13 protein-coding genes are annotated in these 17,216 nt (G+C 65.7%); 5 read left to right on the plus strand and 8 right to left on the minus strand.

Translation table 11 applies throughout. From position 1 onward, the window contains the following. Window positions 1–50 precede the first annotated feature (50 nt). The 4 genes from ARTH_RS01300 to ARTH_RS01315 all read left to right on the plus strand — a co-directional run bounded on the left by ARTH_RS01300 (window position 51) and on the right by ARTH_RS01315 (window position 5,291). Window positions 51–1,508, plus strand: a complete 1,458-nt coding sequence (locus tag ARTH_RS01300; RefSeq protein ID WP_011690123.1) for an APC family permease — start codon at window positions 51–53, stop codon at window positions 1,506–1,508. Next, window positions 1,498–3,153 carry an amidohydrolase gene (locus tag ARTH_RS01305; RefSeq protein WP_011690124.1) on the plus strand — a complete coding sequence of 552 codons (1,656 nt, stop codon included), beginning with the start codon at window positions 1,498–1,500 and terminating at the stop codon, window positions 3,151–3,153. Before ARTH_RS01300 ends, ARTH_RS01305 begins: the two co-directional genes overlap by 11 nt. Before the next feature lie 213 nt (window positions 3,154–3,366). After that, window positions 3,367–3,726 carry a VOC family protein gene (locus tag ARTH_RS01310; protein ID WP_011690125.1) on the plus strand — a complete coding sequence of 120 codons (360 nt, stop codon included), beginning with the start codon at window positions 3,367–3,369 and terminating at the stop codon, window positions 3,724–3,726. A gap of 521 nt (window positions 3,727–4,247) precedes the next feature. Continuing rightward, window positions 4,248–5,291 carry an NAD(P)-dependent alcohol dehydrogenase gene (locus tag ARTH_RS01315; RefSeq protein ID WP_011690126.1) on the plus strand — a complete coding sequence of 348 codons (1,044 nt, stop codon included), beginning with the start codon at window positions 4,248–4,250 and terminating at the stop codon, window positions 5,289–5,291. 106 nt (window positions 5,292–5,397) lie between these two features. Here the strand turns inward: ARTH_RS01315 and ARTH_RS01320 are convergent, their stop codons facing one another. Next, a complete protein-coding gene (locus ARTH_RS01320) occupies window positions 5,398–8,415 on the minus strand; it encodes an alpha-amylase family glycosyl hydrolase (RefSeq protein ID WP_011690127.1) in 3,018 nt (1,005 codons plus the stop codon). A gap of 216 nt (window positions 8,416–8,631) precedes the next feature. On the opposite strand from ARTH_RS01320, the gene ARTH_RS01325 reads away from it, so the two are divergent. Then, window positions 8,632–9,513, plus strand: coding sequence for a putative protein N(5)-glutamine methyltransferase (locus ARTH_RS01325; RefSeq protein WP_083812647.1), 882 nt, complete (start codon window positions 8,632–8,634; stop codon window positions 9,511–9,513). A gap of 104 nt (window positions 9,514–9,617) precedes the next feature. Here the strand turns inward: ARTH_RS01325 and ARTH_RS01330 are convergent, their stop codons facing one another. The 7 genes from ARTH_RS01330 to ARTH_RS01360 form a co-directional block, all read right to left on the minus strand. Then, entirely contained in the window at window positions 9,618–10,673 is a 1,056-nt protein-coding gene (locus tag ARTH_RS01330; protein ID WP_011690129.1) for a glycosyltransferase family 4 protein, read from the minus strand. A 14-nt stretch (window positions 10,674–10,687) separates the two neighbouring features. Beyond that, on the minus strand, window positions 10,688–12,847 hold the full coding sequence (locus ARTH_RS01335) for an amylo-alpha-1,6-glucosidase (RefSeq protein WP_011690130.1): 2,160 nt from the start codon (window positions 12,845–12,847) through the stop codon (window positions 10,688–10,690). 352 nt (window positions 12,848–13,199) lie between these two features. Further along, on the minus strand, window positions 13,200–13,736 hold the full coding sequence (locus ARTH_RS01340) for a hypothetical protein (RefSeq protein ID WP_011690131.1): 537 nt from the start codon (window positions 13,734–13,736) through the stop codon (window positions 13,200–13,202). A 153-nt stretch (window positions 13,737–13,889) separates the two neighbouring features. Continuing rightward, window positions 13,890–14,153: a GlsB/YeaQ/YmgE family stress response membrane protein gene (locus tag ARTH_RS01345; protein ID WP_011690132.1), complete on the minus strand. Its 264-nt coding sequence runs from the start codon at window positions 14,151–14,153 to the stop codon at window positions 13,890–13,892. 133 nt (window positions 14,154–14,286) lie between these two features. Then, window positions 14,287–15,117, minus strand: coding sequence for an aldo/keto reductase (locus tag ARTH_RS01350; protein ID WP_011690133.1), 831 nt, complete (start codon window positions 15,115–15,117; stop codon window positions 14,287–14,289). Window positions 15,118–15,225: 108 nt separating this feature from the next. Then, window positions 15,226–16,245, minus strand: a complete 1,020-nt coding sequence (locus ARTH_RS01355; protein WP_043429235.1) for an NAD-dependent epimerase/dehydratase family protein — start codon at window positions 16,243–16,245, stop codon at window positions 15,226–15,228. Continuing rightward, entirely contained in the window at window positions 16,239–17,210 is a 972-nt protein-coding gene (locus tag ARTH_RS01360) for an aldo/keto reductase (protein WP_011690135.1), read from the minus strand. Before ARTH_RS01360 ends, ARTH_RS01355 begins: the two co-directional genes overlap by 7 nt. Window positions 17,211–17,216: the final 6 nt, after the last annotated feature.

Below are 17,216 nucleotides of genomic sequence, written 5' to 3' on the forward strand. Positions count from 1 at the left end.
AATAAACGAAAGCCTTTCGTTTAGCAGGGCTCCCCAGAAAGGACGGACTAGTGCCGGATACCCAAACCAGACCACCGACGTCGTCCGCGGACGGCTCCCTCAAGCGCAATGCCCTGGGAACGGGAGGCATTGCCTTCCTCGTCATCTCGGCCGCAGCCCCGCTCACCGTCATGGCGGGAGTGGCACCCGTAGCCATCGGCGTGGGCGGCATCGGCGCCCCGGCCGGCTACCTCATGGCCGGCATCGTGCTCACCCTCTTCGCTATCGGCTTCATGGCCATGACCCGCCACGTCAAGGCATCCGGCGGTTTCTACACGTACATTTCGCTGGCCATGGGCAAGACCGTAGGGCTGGCCTCCGCCATCCTGGCGATCGTCTCCTACAACTGCCTCCAGATCGGCGTTTACGGACTCTTCGCCGTCCAGACCCACGACATGTTCAAAGTGCTGTTCGGACTGGAGGTGCCCTGGCCGGCCATCGCCCTCGCCGCCGTCGCCGCCGTATGGTTCCTCGGCTACCGGGGGATCGACGTCGGTGCGAAGGTGCTGGGAGTGCTCCTGGTTGCCGAGACGGGCATCCTGGCGGTGATGGGAGCGGGCATCCTCGGCAGCGGCGGTGCCCACGGGATCAGCGCGGGTTCCTTCAGCCCGGAAAACGCTTTTGGCCCCGGCGTCCTGGCAATCCTGGGCATCTGCTTCGCCGCTTTCATGGGTTTCGAATCCACCGTGCTGTACCGCTCCGAGGCACGCAACCCGGACAAATCCGTGCCGCGGGCCATGTACATCGCCGTCGGCTTCATGTCAGTCTTCTACGCCTTCATCGTCTGGACCGTGGTCCAGGCCTACGGGGAAGACCGCGCCGTCGAAGCCGCGGGCGAGCTGGCCGGCGGCATGTTCTTCCAGACCATCAACCACTACGTGGGCCCGTGGGCCGAAGTGGTGATGTACGTCCTGATCGTCACCAGTGTCTACGCCTCGCAGTTGGCCTTTCACAACGCGATCAACCGCTACGTCTACATGCTGGCGCGCGACGGCGTGCTGCCCGCTTTCCTCGGCCGGACCCACCGCAGATTCCAGTCCCCGCACCGCGCCGGCCAGCTGCAGACAATCCTCGCAGCCGTGGTCATTGCCGTCTGCGCGCTGCTCAACGCCGACCCCTACCAGCAGCTCCTGATCTGGGTAAATACGCCGGGGATCTTCGGCATTGTGGGGCTCCAGGGCCTGGTGTCAGTAGCAGCCTTCCTCTACCTCCGCCGAAATCCCGCCGCGGCGACGCACAAACTCATGGTGCCGCTCAGCCTGGCGTCGGCCATCCTGCTCTTCGGCGTGGTGCTGCTGATCGGCCTGAACATCGAGCTGCTGACCTTCGCCGACACGCTGACCAACACCATCCTCATCCTGGTGGCGCCGCTCGTCTTCACCGCCGGGCTCCTGGCCGCCCGCTGGGTGCGCCGCCACCGTCCCGCGACCTTCGCGCAGATTGGAAGCTTCGAAACCCATGAATCCTGATGTGATCATCCTTGCCGACACCATCCACACCATGGAGGGCGGGTCCGCCCAAGGCCCCGCGCCACAGGCCGTGGCTGTCCGGGACGGCGTGATTGCCGCCGTCGGGAGCCGTTCGGATGCGGAGGCGTGGCCGGCCGCGGAGGTCGTCGACTTCGGTTCCGCCGTGCTGACCCCCGGCCTGGTGGACTGCCATATCCACCCTGTCTTCGGGCTGGATCTGACGCGTGGCTGCGACCTGTCCGGCGCCAAGGACCTTGCCGAGGTGCGCGCATTGTTGCGTGCCACAGCGGAGGCAACCCCGCCCGGGGACTGGGTGCGCGCTTGGGGCCTTGACCCCAATGTGTTCGGATCCGCCGCTGCCCACCGCGAGCTTATTGACGACGTCGTCTCCGGACAACCGTGCCTTATCCGCCTCTTCGACGGGCATTCCGCACTGGCCAGTTCCCGGGCGCTCGAAATCGCGGGCGTCACCGGACCGAGGGCCTTTGACCAGGCGTCGGAGGTGGTCTGCGATCCCGGCGGCAGGCCCACGGGGCTCCTGCTGGAGGCCGCAGCCATCGAGCTGGTGGCGCGGCTGATGCCGGCGGAGTCCTTCGACGGACGGAAGGCGAGGCTGGCGGAACTCTTCAGGCAGTTCTCCCGCTCCGGGCTGACGGGAGCGCACGTGATGGACTGCGGAGAGGGCTCACTGGAGCTCTTCCGGGCGCTTGAAGAGGACGCCGCGGACAGCATCGACGGCGGCCTCCCGCTGCGACTGCGGATCTCACCGTGGTGCATGCCCGGCAGCGGCGAGGAAGACTGGCGCCGGCTCGCGGAGCAGATCGGGGTGGGCGGCAAACGCTGGGAGGTGGCCGGCATCAAGCTGTTCGTTGACGGGACAGTGGACAACGGCACTGCGTGGCTCTTTGAGCCCGATACCTATGGGGAGTCGGTGACCCCGTTCTGGCCCCGCCCGGAGGAGTATGCGGCCGCGGTGCGCTTCTTCGCCGGCCGCGGGATTTCCACCGCTACCCACGCGATCGGCGACGCCGGAGTGGCTGCGGTCCTGGACGCCTTCGAGTCCCTGCCTCCCGCGGTGCGGTCGGCTGCACCGGAGGCCGTGCACCGGATCGAACACCTCGAAACCGTCCCGGACGCCCTCATTGAGCGGTTCTCCCGCGCGGGCCTGGTGGCGAGCATGCAGCCGACGCACTGCACCCACTACTCCCGCGCCGACCAGTCGGACAACTGGTCCACGCGGCTCGGAACGGAACGCGCGAACAACGCCTGGCGGTGCGCTGACCTCCGCTCGGCGGGGACCACCCTGGGGCTCGGATCAGACTGGCCGATTGCCCCGTTCGAGCCGCTGCCCATCCTGGCGGACGCGCAGCTACGACGGCGGTCCGGCCACCCTGGCGAACAGCCGGTGGTTCCGGGCCAGGCCCTCACGGCTTTGCAGGCGCTCGAAGGCTACACCTCGCACGCTGCCAAAGCGGCAGGGGAGTGGGCTGTCTCCGGGTCCGTCACCGTCGGCAAGCGCGCGGACTTCACAGTGTTCGACGTCGACCCGCTGACGGTTGCCCCGGATGACCTGGCTGCCGCCCGGGTTCTGGCCACGTTCGTAGACGGGCGGGCGCAGCACCTGACGGTCGGGTCAGCCCGGTAGTGCGGCCGGCCTAGCCTGTACCTACGGACAAGCCGGAACATGACCGAAACCGCAATCCGGCCGTTATCGAAGCCCCTCGTTCTTCCCCAAATCGAAGAAAAACGTCACACTGATGTTCCACACCCGCGCCTCGCTTCCGGACGAGATGGGGGTCCTGGAGGGCGACGGCGGGGTTTAAGGACAGGCCCCGCGGCGGGCCGGTAACATGCCGCTATGGCTATCGCACGCTTCCCAAGCTTTGTTATCGACTGCCCCGATCCGAAAGCCCTCGCGGGCTTTTATGGTGCCCTGCTCGGCTGGAACGAGAGGGTTGACGATGGCTGGGTGGAGATCCGGCCCGACGACGGCAGCAACTGCATTGCCTTCCAGCAGGTGGACGGCTACCAGGCGCCCGAGTGGCCTGGCCAGGCCCACCCGCAGCAGATGCACATGGACATGGTGGTGGAGGACCTGGACGACGGCGAACAAGAGGCCATAAGGTTGGGCGCCACCAAGGCTGAGACACAGCCCGGCACCACCTTCCGCGTCTTTCTGGACCCTGCCGGCCACCCGTTTTGCCTCTGCCTAAGCTGACATTTCGCGTCGCCGAATTCCAAGGGTCCGCGGACGCTTCAGTCAGTCAATGAAACTCCGCTAGCGGGCGCAAGGCCGTTTCCGGGACGCTGGGGAAGCCCCTAACTTCCCCTTCGTGACGAATCGAGCCGACGTTGACTCAACCATTCCGCCCCCCTTGTTCCTTGGCTGTCTGGGAGGCCCTGCCAGTACCCGTATCAACAGAACCTTCCGTGCGCGGGAGGAACACGGTTTGCTGGTCAGGCAGCGAAAACTTCCTAAGGAGCACCACCACGGCAACAGAGACCCCATCGCCGGCCCAGCAGACAACTGAGCAGCCGACGACGGCGCACGCCGACTAAGTACCGGACGTCCTCTCGGGAACAATTCAGCCCGGCAAGGTGTTCTACCAGACTGTAGCCCTCGACGAAGTCGCTGCCGGCTACAGCGCAATGGCCGACCGCACAGCGCTCAAAGTGCTGATCCGCCCACAAGACTTCCACCCAACCAGATGAATTGCTCACCCAACATTGGAGAGAATATTGCTTACCGCTAACGCATACGCCGCACCGTCCGCTGACGGAGACCTGGTTCCCACCACCATCGAACGCCGCGACGTCGGCCCGCACGATGTGCTGATCGGCATCAAGTTCGCCGGCATCTGCCACTCGGATATCCACACCGTCCGCGGCGACTGGGGACCCCAGCAGTACCCGCTGGCACCGGGACACGAAATCGCCGGGATCGTCACCGATGTTGGCTCCGAAGTCACCAAGCACGCCGTAGGCGACCGCGTCGGCGTCGGCTGCATGGTGAATTCCTGCCGCGAGTGCGTCAACTGCCAGAAGGGCGAGGAACAGTACTGCCTCAAGGGCAACATCGGCACCTACGGCGCTGTTGACCGCGACGGCACCATCACCCAGGGCGGATACTCCACGCACGTCGTGGTGACTGAAGACTTCGTGGTGCGGATCCCCGAGGGCATCGAGCTCGACGTCGCCGCGCCGCTGCTTTGCGCCGGCATCACCACCTACTCGCCGCTGCACCACTGGGGTGCAGGCCCCGGCAAGAAGGTCGCAGTCGTCGGACTGGGCGGCCTCGGCCACATGGCCGTCAAGATCGCCCACGCCATGGGCGCCGAGGTCACTGTGCTGTCCCAGTCGCTCAAGAAGCAGGAAGACGGCCTGAAACTGGGCGCGGACCACTACTACGCCACCAGCGATGAGAACACCTTCAGCGACCTGGCCGGCAGCTTCGACCTGATCATCAACACCGTCAGCGCTTCGATCGACATCAGCTCCTACCTGCAGCTGCTGACCCTTGACGGTGCCCTGGTGAACGTCGGCGCACCGGCCGAGCCGCTCCCCGTGAACGCGTTCGCACTCATCGCCGGCCGCCGCTCCTTCGCCGGTTCCATGATCGGCGGCATCCGCGAGACCCAGGAAATGCTCGATTTCTGCGCTGAGCACAACCTGGGCGCCGAGATCGAGGTCATCCCGGCCGAGAAGATCAACGAAGCCTACGAACGCGTCCTCGCCTCCGACGTCCGCTACCGCTTCGTCATCGACACCGCGACACTCAACTAGCGCACAGCACGGCAGCGACCCTGGAAGCGGTCGCAACCACAAAGCAGCGCCGTCCTCACGAGAGGGCGGCGCTGCTTTTGCGTTTACTGTTTCACCAGCGGAACCGCTATCCGGCAGTCATCACATGCGTGAAGTGGTCGTACCGGATGGTGAGCGGGCCGCCGTCGTGCGCCAGGCTGATGTTGGCACCGTTAGGCGAACCGCCGGCGCCGTAGCTCTCGGTCCAGGACCGGTTCAGCGCGGCCTTGAACTCATAGTTGCCGGGCGGAAGGGCCGGCACTGACAGCTTCCACACCAGGTCGGCGGGGTCCAGCACCAACTGGGCCTGGTCGCAGCCGGGCATCCAGTCTTCCGGGCACCCCTGTTCCAGGTTCATGCTCCCTGCCGCGGCCACGGCTCCGGGCTGCTGTGAGGCGTAAACGGGGCTCAGCACATGCGTGGTGTGGTCGTAGCGGAACGTCACGGCCCCGCCCGGGTGCTCCAGCACGATGTTGCCGCCGTCGAACGCGCCGCCGGCGCCGTAGTTCTCGTCCCACTTGCCGTTGAGCGCGGCCTTGAACTCATACGTTCCCGCCGGCAGTTCCGGCACGGTCAGGCGCCAGACCTGGTCCGCCGGGTCAAGTGCCATGAAGGCCTTTAGGCACGCAGGCTGCCAGTCGTCCGGACAGCCCATCTCGGAGTTCAGGCTGCCCGCCACGGTCACGGAGTCCGGCTGCGGGATCTCACCGGCCACCACGGTCCGGATGTCGCTGACTACGTTCTCCGCGCCCGGGACGGACATGGTTGCCCGGTAGCGGAGCTGTGTGCCGTCGGCGAGTGCCAGCGCCGCGAGATCATCGAAAACGGTGTACACCGGCGAGGAACTGTCCGACCCGATCGGAGCCCACCCGCCGCCGTCCACGCTGCGTTCGAAGCTGACCGTGTAGTCAGCTTTCTCCGGGCTGGCCGTGGCGCTGACTTCCACCTTGCCGTCCACGCTGCTGCCCTCTGCCGGCTTCTGCATGGCGAGGACCGGGGAGGGGACCGTGCCCGTGCGGGCCGCGCTGACCGAGGTGTGTCCGCCGTTGTCCAGGACCGCCGCGCGGTATTCCACGGCGGTGCCCGGGTTCAGTCCCGTTACGTCATGGAAGACCTGGTACGGGGCGGTGTCGTCCGTGCCGATCGGCTCCCATTCCCCGCCTGCTGTGCGCGCCTGGAAGGTGACCTCGTAGAACGAGGAACCGTCGACGTCGGCCGCCACCCGGATCCTGCCGTTGTCGCCTTCCGCCGTGGCCGGCTCCTGGAGGCCGACGGCGGGAGCCGCCTTGGAGCGGGGGATCCGCCCTGACGATTCGTAGACCACCGCGGAAAGCGGCGGGACGGTAACGGTGAGCTTGCCGTCGTCGGCAGTCTTGGACTCGGCAGCAGAACCGCCGGCGTCGCCGTAGATCCGGCTGTAGTTGCGCTTGGCGATATAGGTGGGCACCGCGGCAGTCTGCGCGGTGCCGCTGTTGTTCACCGCCACGACATACTCGCGCTGGTCCTTCGCGTCAGTGCGGGAGAACGCATAGATTCCCTGGCCCTGCGCGGCGTACCGGTTCTGGTGGGCGCCGTTGCGCAGTGCCGGGTGCTCAGCGGTCAGCGCTGCGAGTTCGCTGATCTTGCTGTACAGCGGGTGGCCGGTGTTGAAGTTGTCCGTGGCATGCGTGGCGTCGGTGCCCAGCAGGTCATCGTCCAGGTATTCGGGCACCTGGCTGGCGAAGAGCGTCTGGCGTGCATCCTGGTCCCCGCCGGGGCCCGTAAAGCCCTGTTCGTCGCCGTAGTACACCACCGGGTTGCCGCGCGAGAAGTACATCAGCTCGTGGGCCAGCCGGTCCCGGGCAACGCGTTCGGCGTCGTCCGCACCGGGGTTGTCCGCGGCAATGAAGCTGCCGATCCGGCCCATGTCGTGGTTGCCCAGGAAGGTGGGGAGTTCGTAGACGTTGGAGTCGGCATCCGTGTACCAGTCGTCCCCGGCGAAGAACGTCTCCAGCTGGCTGGCGGACTGGCTCCGGGAGGCAAAGTTCCGCGCTGCGTCCTGGAACGGGAAGTCCAGCACGGCCTGCATCTTGTTGCGGGTGGTGAACTGCGAGGTGAAGCTCTTGGAGGTGTCAAAGACCTCGCCGAACATAAAGAACTCGTCCTTGCCCTGTTCCTTGGCGTATTCAAGGACCTTGGGCCCGAACTCCTGCCAGAATTCGTCATTGACGTGTTTCATGGTGTCGATCCGGAAGCCGTCCACACCGAAATCCTTGATCCAGTCTTCGTAGACCTTCGTCATGCCGTCAACGACTTCCGGGTTCTCGGTGAAGAGGTCGTCCAGGCCGAAGAAGTCACCGTAAAAGGAGTCCTCGCCCTGGAAGGTGGTGTCGCCGCGGTTGTGGTAGAGCGCGGGATTGTTGAGCCAGCCCGGAACCTTGAGGTCCTTCTCGGCCTCGTCCAGGACCGGCGTGTAGGGGAACGAAGTGGCTGGATCCAGCTCCGGGAAGGTGTCCGTGCCAGCGTAGTCGCGGTCGTCGAAAACCTCGCCGTCGGCTGTTTTGTATGGCGCGACGTCCTTGGACTTGTACGCCGTGCGGGCGCCTTCCTTGTAGCCGATCACGTCCGCGGTGTGGTTGGTGATGATGTCGAAGTAGACCTTCATGCCGCGTGAATGCGCCTCGTCGATCAACGCCTTCAGTTCGGCGTTGGTGCCCAGATGCGGGTCGATCTGGGTGAAGTCGGTTACCCAGTACCCGTGGTAACCGGCAGATTTGTCCTCAGGCTGGACCGCTTTGTTCTTGAAGCTGGGCGTCAGCCAGATGGACGTGGTGCCCAGGCCCTGGATGTAGTCGATCTTGTCCAGCAGGCCCTTGAGGTCGCCGCCGTTGTAGAAGCCCTTCTTGGTCGGGTCGTAGCCGGAGACCATCGGATCGGAGCCCAGTCCGCCGTCGTCGTTCGCGCTGCTTCCGTTGCTGAAACGGTCCGCCATCACGAAGTAGAAGTTCTCGTCCGTCACCGGGGCGCGGAGCGAGTGGGAGGCCGACGGCGCACCCGGGCCTTTCGGCTCCGGGGCCGCCTGGGCGGGGGCCGCCAGAGCGGCTGCGGCAACCAGTGCTGCAACCACCGCGGCGAGGCCCCTGCCCGGCTGGTTGCAGGGAGGATTCTTGGGGTTTGAACTGCGGAAAAACACGATAAGGAAACCTTCCGGAAAGCTACGTTGCTGCTGTGAAGGACGACGCGGGAGACCGGCTTCTGAGAGCCAAGTCACAACTGTAAGCGCTTGCACCGACTTTTTCCAGCAAATCCCAAGGTTGCTTGGTATCTGTCCGGATTCGGTAGCATGAAACCCACCGACCCGGAACTGAGGGAGCTGCCGTTGCCGCCAGAACGCCCTATGCCGCCCTCGCGGACCGTGCCTTCGGACAGTCCGGAGGGCCGTCGTCCGGATGAGTCGGTCCAACGACTCCGGGCCGCGGGCTGCGTATTCGCCGAGGAGGAAGCGCTCCTGCTCACCGGTGCGGCTGCCTCCGCCGCGGAGCTGGAATCGATGATCGAGCGGCGCGTGGCCGGCCTGCCGCTGGAGCATATCCTCGGCTGGGCCGAATTCTGCGGGCTCCGCATCGGCGTCACGGCAGGAGTGTTTGTGCCGCGCCGCCGCACCGGGTTCCTCGTCCGGCAGGCGGAGCTGCTGCTCCGCGCCACCCACGACGGCGGCGTGCCCCGCGTCGTGGATCTGTGCTGCGGTTCCGGCGCCGTCGGGGCGGCGCTGGCAGCACGTGTGGCCGGAATCGAACTGCATGCCGCGGACCTGGACCCGACCGCGGTGCTATGTGCCAAGGGAAATATCGAGCCGGCTGGCGGCCATGTCCATCAAGGTGACCTCTTCGAAGCCCTGCCGGCGCGGCTGCGCGGCCGCATAACGGTCCTGGTAGCCAACGCCCCTTATGTGCCAACGGCCGCGATCGGGACCATGCCCCCGGAAGCCCGCGCACATGAGCCACTGATGTCGCTGGACGGCGGACCGGACGGGCTGGATATCCAGCGGAGGGTTATTGCCGGGGCGCCGGCCTGGCTTGCCCCGGGCGGCCACGTGCTGATCGAGACAAGCCGGAGGCAGGCGCGGCGGACCATCGGGCTCATGCGGGGCGCGGGACTCGCCGCCCGGCTGGCCAGCGACCCTGAACTGGACGCCACGGTGGCGATCGGCCTCAGGCGGGACTGACGGGCCGTTGCGCTCCGCCGGGCACGCCGGAATCCGTGCACGTCGGAATCCGGCACGCCGGAATCCGTGCACGTCGGAATCCGGCACGCCGGAATCCATGCACGTCAGAATCCGGCGGCGGCGGCCTGCTTCGAGGCGCGGGGCGATCCCTCCAGGAGCTCCGAATAGAACCGGATGTACTCCCGGACCATCCGTTGGGAACTGAAGCGCTGCTCAGCCGACCGCCGGCAGTCACTGCGGCGGAGCCAGCTGCAGCCCTGCAGTGCCTCGGCGAGGCCCTGGAGGCTGTCCGCCAGGAACCCTGTTTCGCCGTCACTGATGATCTCAGGAGCCGAGCCCCGACGTGTGGCCACCACCGGCGTGCCGGCGGCCAGGGCCTCTATCATCACCATTCCGAACGGTTCCGGCCACTGGATCGGGTTCAGCAGCGCAACGGACTCGCCGAGCAACCGGTACTTGTCCGCCGTGCCCAGCTCGCCGAGGTATTCAACATCCGGGCCGAGAAGCGGTTCAATCACGTCGTGGAAGTAATCGAGTTCGAACGGTTCGCGCATCTTCGCGCCGATCCGCAAAGGGATGCCTGCGCGGCGCGCCACCATGATGGCCTGCAGGAGGCCCTTGTTCGGGTGCATCCGTCCCAGGAAGCACGCTCCGCCTGTGTGCGACGGGCTGTACAGGACGCCCCGGACGTCGATGCCGTGGTGGATGACGGCGTCGATCTTCACTCCCCGCGCGGTGGAGGCCTGATGGTGCGAGATGGCTACGAGTGCTGTCTCCCGTTGCATGGCCCGGTAGATCAGGGTTAGTTCCTCGTCGAAAGGTCCGTGCAAAGTGGTGGCGCGGGGAACCCCTGGCATGGTCCGCTGGCACAGCGGACCGAGCAGCGTGTGGTCGTGGATGACGTCCACGTCTTCCATGGCGTCATAAGCGCGGAGCACATGCAGGAGCTCCTGCCGTCCCGAGTCCATGCTGAGCTCCGAGGAGTCCGATAATCCCTGAACCCTCGGCACGGGGCAGGTGCTGTCGTTCGAGGCGGCGAGCACAACATCGTGCCCCGCTTCGGCGAGCCCCGCGGCGAGGGTGTGGACCACCGATTCCGTTCCGCCATAGCTTGGCGGGGGAACGGGTATCCATGGTGGTGCCAGGATGCCAATACGCATTTGCGCCTCCTACATCAGCCGGCCTTCCGGCCGTGGTCGTGGTGGACCCGGATGAGGTCCGCCAGGGGTTCCTGCGTCCCCAGATGCAGCTCAATGGACGGCGGCAGCCCCGTCACTTGCACGGCGTTGCCTGACACCTCGATGGTCAGGCGGGAGCCAGCCAGCGGCACTTGTTCCTTCTTCAGGTAGCCGAATCCCTCAGGGAAGGCCGGGCTCACCCAGAGGCGGCCGGTGGGAGCGGAAGGATCAAGGCGCAGCAGGACACGGATGAGGTGGATGGGAGTGGCCGAGGCCCAGGCCTGTGGAGAACACGACGACGGATAGGCCACCGGGGGCCTGCCCGACTCGCGTGGGAAACCGCAAAAAAGTTCCGGCAGCCTCCCGCCGAACGCTTCCGCGGCGTCGAACAGGGCCATGGCCACCCGCTGCGCTTCTTCAATGAAGCCGTATCGCATCAGTCCGGCGGCAATCAGGGCGTTGTCATGCGGCCACACGGAGCCGTTGTGGTAGCTCACGGGGTTGTACGCACCCATGCTTGACGACAGGGTACGCACGCCCCAGCCGGAGAACATGTCCGGCTCCATCAGGCGCTGCGCCACGAAGGGCGCCTTGTCGTCGTCCACGATTCCCGACCACAGGCAGTGCCCCATGTTGGAGGCACAAGAGTCCACGGGCAGCTTGTCCTTGTCCAGGGCCACCGCGAAGTAGCCGCGTTGCGGCAGCCAGAACCTGCGGTTGAACTCATCCTTCAGTGCGGCCGCCCGGTCGCCCCAGCTCCGGGCGAGGGCGGTGTCGCCGGCATCCAGTGCGAGCAGTGCCCGGGCCACGTAGGCGCTGTAGGCATATCCCTGCACTTCGCACAGGGCAATAGGCGGTTCGGCGAGGGTGCCGTCCGCAAAATTGATCCCGTCGTAGGAGTCTTTCCAGCCCTGGTTGAGCAGGCCATGCCGGGTGGCGCGCTCATATTCCACGAAGCCGTCCCCGTCGCGGTCCCCGTGGTGAGTAATCCACTCCAGCGCGCGGTCCGCGTTGGGCAGGAGCTCCTGCACTGCCCGCGGTTCCAGTCCCCAGCGACTGACTTCACCAAGGAGCGTGACGAACAGAGGCGTGGCGTCCGCCGTTCCGTAGTAAGTCCTTTCTCCGCCCAGCGACAAGGCGGCGCCGGACCCGAGGCGCACTTCGTGGAGGATCCGTCCGGGTTGTTCCTCAGTGATCTTGTTGATCTTTTGGCCCTGGTGTTCGGCGAGCGTCTGCAGCGTGCCCAGCGCGATAGCGGGATCCACGGGAAGCGCCATGAGGGAGGTCAGCAGGGCGTCGCGGCCGAACAGTGCCATGAACCACGGGGCGCCGGCGGCAACTACCGTGCGGTCCGGATGCGCGGGGTCTGTGATCCGCAGCGATCCCAGGTCCCGCTGGCTCTGGCGCAGGATCTTTTCGAGCATGGGATTGTCCATGCTGATGACGGGCGCAGCCGCGCCCCAGGTGCGGTGGCGCAGGGCGGGAGCCGATTCGTGCTGCGGAGTGCTGGCGGAGAACCTGCCCGCCGGTTCGCTGCCGTCGGAGCTGGGCGTGACCACGATGGTGGCGGTCCACGATCCCTTAGCGGGAACCGTCACTTTGAACATCACCCCGTGGCGGTTCACGTCCGCTCCCGGCGCGCGAATGGTCACGCCGAGCAGCCGCCCGTTGTGGCGGCCACTGATGATCAGCCGGTCACCCTCCGGCCGGTGGGAGGGGCGGAGCTGACGGGTCTTCCTGCCGGCTTTCACTTCGAACAGGTCCGCGAAGTCCGCCTCTACCGCCAGCTTGATGCTGCAGGGCGCCGGGCTGCTGGAGTAGTTCCGCAGGGTCAGTGTCTCGCGGACACCGTCCCCCACCTGCCGGTCCCGCTCAACCACCATGGGCCGATCGGCTGCCCCGTCGGGCTGGGGTGCCCGGCCGGTGAAGACGGCCCGGTACGGCTCCGGGTTCACTGCCAGGAGACCTTCCACCACGTGGTTGTTCACCAGCAGGTTCCAGCGGGACAGGATCCTGGTGTCCTGGTAGAAGACGCCGTGGGCCAGCCCGGGGTCCAGGTCACCGTTGCCGGCGGAAATGAAGAATGATGATCCCTCAACGATGGTGACAGCATTGGGGCCGACCGATCCGGCCGTGTCCAGGTTCCAGCCGCTCATGAACGCCGCCGGGCAAGGGCCCGCGCCGCAGGTGCCGGGGGAACGGGGGCCAGGCGTCGAGAACTCATGAAATCACTCCGGACCGGGGGATTCAATGGCTGACTGCTTAGCCACCCACATTCTAAAATTCCGCGCAGCACCCGACAAGGACCTTTGGACCCTTGCCAGGGGCCCGTGCGATGGACTGGGACGGATGCGTGTCGACGGGCCCTCGCGGGGCCCCGGGATGCGCGCAGCGCGGGAGCGCAGGGCCCTGGGACGCGCGGCGCGAGGCGGGGGAATGCGGGCAGACATGGGCCGACCCGCCTGGAACCAATGGTCCGGACGGGTCGGCACAGCTGTTGACGGGTTTTTAGGTCCGCTCAGGATTCGTGTTGGTGGCGGCGCCGGCGGGCGTCGCGCCTCCCTCATCGGACCAGTCCTGGCCGGTTGAGTCATTGAGGGCAGGATCGCTGGTGGTGTCAGGCATGCCGCCGGCGGTGGCGCTGTCCGTGGTGCCGGCGGTACTGCTGTCAGCAGTCCCGAGGTTCACGGTCTCCGGATGAGTGCTGTGCGAGGGGACATAGTCACCGGCGGGCAGCTCGCCTTCGGTGGCGGGGACGCCGGATGCAGCCGGGCTGTCCTTGGCGCTGTCGCTTGGCTTGTCCCGGTGCACAGCGGAACTGATTACTGTGCCGGCGCGGCGGGCGGCTTCCGTTAGCTGGTCGGAAACCTCGGGAGCCTTTTCCTTGACCGCCTCGGTTGCGGCAGCCACTTTGTCCTGAACGGGCTTGCTGTCCCAGAGCGCCGCAGCCCTCGCCTTGATTTTTTCGTACGCGGCGCGTCCGGACCTGGACCCCAGGACAAAGCCTGCTGCCATTCCGGTACCGAAAAGAAGTTTTGCTTTCATGATGTACTCCTGCTCCGTGAGAAGGTTCCGTACGTGGACGGGCCGGTGAAGGGGACGGTCGCCCGCCGTTTAGGGCCCGCAGATTGTAGGGCCTGAATGAAAAAAACGGCCCCAGGAAAAATCCCGGGGCCGTTTCTCAGGCCGGACTCCGCTTTAGCGGGCCGTGCGCTTGGTGATCATGCCGTAAACAAGCAGGACGATGATCGCGCCGCCAATGGCCAGGAGCCATGTGGACAGCGAGAAGAACTCGTTGATGCCAACACCGAAGAGCAGGCTACCAATCCAGCCGCCGAGGAAAGCTCCTACGACGCCCAGGAGCAGGGTGATGAAAATGCCACCGCCCTGACGGCCCGGGAGGATTGCCTTAGCGATTGCTCCAGCGATAAGGCCCAGAATCAGAAATGCGAAAAAACCCATTTTATCGTTCCTTCTTCTTTCATTGAGGAGGTGCCCGGATCCCGGGCACGCTACATCCTTCTACCTAATACTAATCATGCTTAGTATTAATCTGCCAGTCGGCGACCCTGTGAATTCCTGGGAGCGCCGATTTTCAGTGGCCTTGAACGTCGGAATTAACCCCGGACTCGTCACCTCCGTCCAGCGTTGCAATGGCGGATGTGTCGTCCGCGTCCAACGTAAAACCGAAGATGTCCAGGTTCTCTTTCATGCGCTGTGGATTGGCCGTTTTGGGGATGGCGACAAGGCCCTGCTCAACATGCCAGCGGAGCACTATTTGACCGGGGGTCTTGCCATGCTTTTGGGCGATTCTCCCCAGCACTGGCGCGTTCAGGAGGTCGCTGCCCGCACCCAGGGGGCTGTACGACTCGGTGACGATTCCATGGCGCCGGTTGTAGGCAATATCCACTATCCGGGTGATGGCCGGACTGACCTGGATCTGGTTGACGGCAGGTACAACATCGCAGGCAGCCATGAGTCGCTCCAAGTGCGCCGGTTTGAAGTTGGACACACCGATTGACCGCACTTTTCCGTCCGCCTGCAACCGCTCGAAAGTTTTCCAGGTGGAGATGAATTCATCCCGCCGGGGGAGTGGCCAATGGATCAAAAGCAGGTCCACGTAGTCCAGTCCGAGGCGTTTGAGTGATCCGTCCAGGCCGGCCACCGCCCTGTCCTGCCCCTGAAATTCTCCGTCCAGTTTGGTGGTGATGAACAGTTCTGATCGGTCAAGGCCGCTGGAGCGGATGCCGTTTCCCACACCTTTTTCGTTGCCGTATTTCACGGCGGTGTCGATGTGCCGGTACCCGCCTTCCACGGCGTTCACGACGGCGGCAGCCACCTGGTGATCGTCCAGCGGCCAGGTCCCCAGTCCGATCTGGGGAATCCGGTGTCCGTCATTGAGCTCAATCACTGGTGAGAGTGCCATTTGGAAAGTCTTTCCTATCGGAGTCGGTTTGCACAGATGTCAGAAGGCACGGTATTCCAACGATTCCGAGGCCCGGGCCGCGGAATCGAACGGGTGGCCACCGTTGGCCTACCGCCGGCGGGACCAGCCGACCAGCCGGTCGCTGAGTTCCATGAAACCGTCGTCGACCTGCTGCAACTCAGGGTGGGTATCATGCCACCGGACGATCTCTCGGGCGCCGTCCGCGAACGGGATGGAGGCCTGGAATGAGGGCACGAGGGACTTGACCTTGGAGTTGTCGAACACCACGGAGTGTGCCCTGTCTCCGAGCAGCCACGGGCCGCGTTCGGAATCGTGGGCCGCGATGGTTTCAGAAGCCACATGCACCAGTTCCGGCTCGGCGACGCCTGCCGCCCGGGCAAACAGCCGGTACACCTGGTCCCAGGGAAGGAACTCATCCGAGGTGATGGTGTAGCTTTCGCCCACCGCCTGCGGCCGGTCCAGCAGGCCCACGAAGGCCTTGGCGAAGTCCCTGCTGTGCGTCAGCGTCCATAGCGAGGTTCCGTCGCCGTGGACCAGCACCGGCAGGCCCTCCCGCATCCGGTGGATGTCCGTCCAGCCGCCCAACAGGGCGATTTTGGTGCGGTCGTAAGTGTGTGAAGGGCGGACCACGGTGACCGGGAAGCCGTCGTCGCGGTACGCCCGCATCAGCAGGTCCTCGCAGGCTATTTTGTCGCGCGAGTACTGCCAGAAGGGGTTGCGCAGCGGCGTCGACTCCAGGATCGGCAGCCGGGCGGGCGGTTTCTGATAGGCGGAGGCGGAACTGATGAACACGTACTGGCCGGTCCTGCCGGAAAATTGCTCGATGGCGGCCGCGGCATGTTCCGGGGTGAACGAAATGAAGTCCGCGACGGCGTCGAAGGTGCGGCCGCGCAGCGCCTCGCGCACGGCCGCGCTGTCCCGGATGTCGGCGGTGACGACTTCTGCGCCTTCCGGAGTCGGACGGCCGGCCGATTTCCCGCGGTTCAGGATCGTCAGCCGGTGGCCCAGCGCGACGGCGTGTTCTGCCGCCGCCGCGCTGATCACACCGGTTCCGCCGATGAACAGGATGTCCGACGGCGCCGCAACCGTAGCCGGAAGACTCACCAGGCGTAGTCTTCCGGGGCGGTGCGGTGCCCGGGGAAGATGTCGTCGAGGCGCTTGAGCGCGTCTTCGTCGAGCGTCACGTCCAGTGCGCGGATGGCGGCGTCGAGCTGTTCCTGCGTGCGGGGACCGACGATCGGTGCGGTGACCGCGGGTTGGTGCAGCAGCCAGGCGAGGGCAACGTCTCCGGGCTCGTGGCCCAGGTCGTCGGCCAGGTCCTCGTATTGGCGGATCTGCTCCTGGTGCTTCTTCAGGGTTTCGGCCGCCCGTCCTTCGGTGCGGCGGACGCCGTCGCGCTCCTTCTTCAGCACGCCGCCCAGCAGGCCGCCGTGCAGCGGCGACCAGGGGATCAGCCCGAGCCCGTACTGCTGTGCGGCCGGGATGACTTCCAGCTCCAGGTCACGGGTCAGGAGGTTGTAGATGGACTGCTCGCTGACCAGGCCGGTGAAGTTGCGGCGGGCAGCGGATTCCTGCGCCTGGGCGATGTGCCAGCCGGCAAAGTTACTGCTGCCCGCATAGAGGATCTTGCCCTGCTGGACAGCCACCTCCATGGCCTGCCAGATCTCGTCCCAGGGGGTGTTCCGATCGATGTGGTGGAATTGGTAGATGTCGATGTAGTCGGTCTGGAGCCGCTTGAGGCTCGCGTCCAGCGCCCGCCTGATGTTCAGGGCGGACAGCTTGGATTCGTTGGGCCGGTCCGTCATGGTGCCGTAGAGCTTGGTGGCCAGCACTGTGCGTTCGCGGCGTTCGCCGCCCTGGGCGAACCAGCGGCCGATGATTTCCTCTGTCCAGCCGCGGTGGTCGGTGCCGCCGTATACGTTGGCGGTGTCAAAGAAGTTGATCCCGGAGTCCTGGGCGGAGTCCATGATGGAGTGCGCGACCGTTTCTTCGGTCTGGGGTCCAAAGTTCATGGTGCCCAGGCACAGGCGGGAAACCTGCAGGCCGGAACGGCCAAGGTGTGTGTACTGCATGCTGAG

It is taken from the genome of Arthrobacter sp. FB24, assembly GCF_000196235.1.
Classification (GTDB): domain Bacteria; phylum Actinomycetota; class Actinomycetes; order Actinomycetales; family Micrococcaceae; genus Arthrobacter.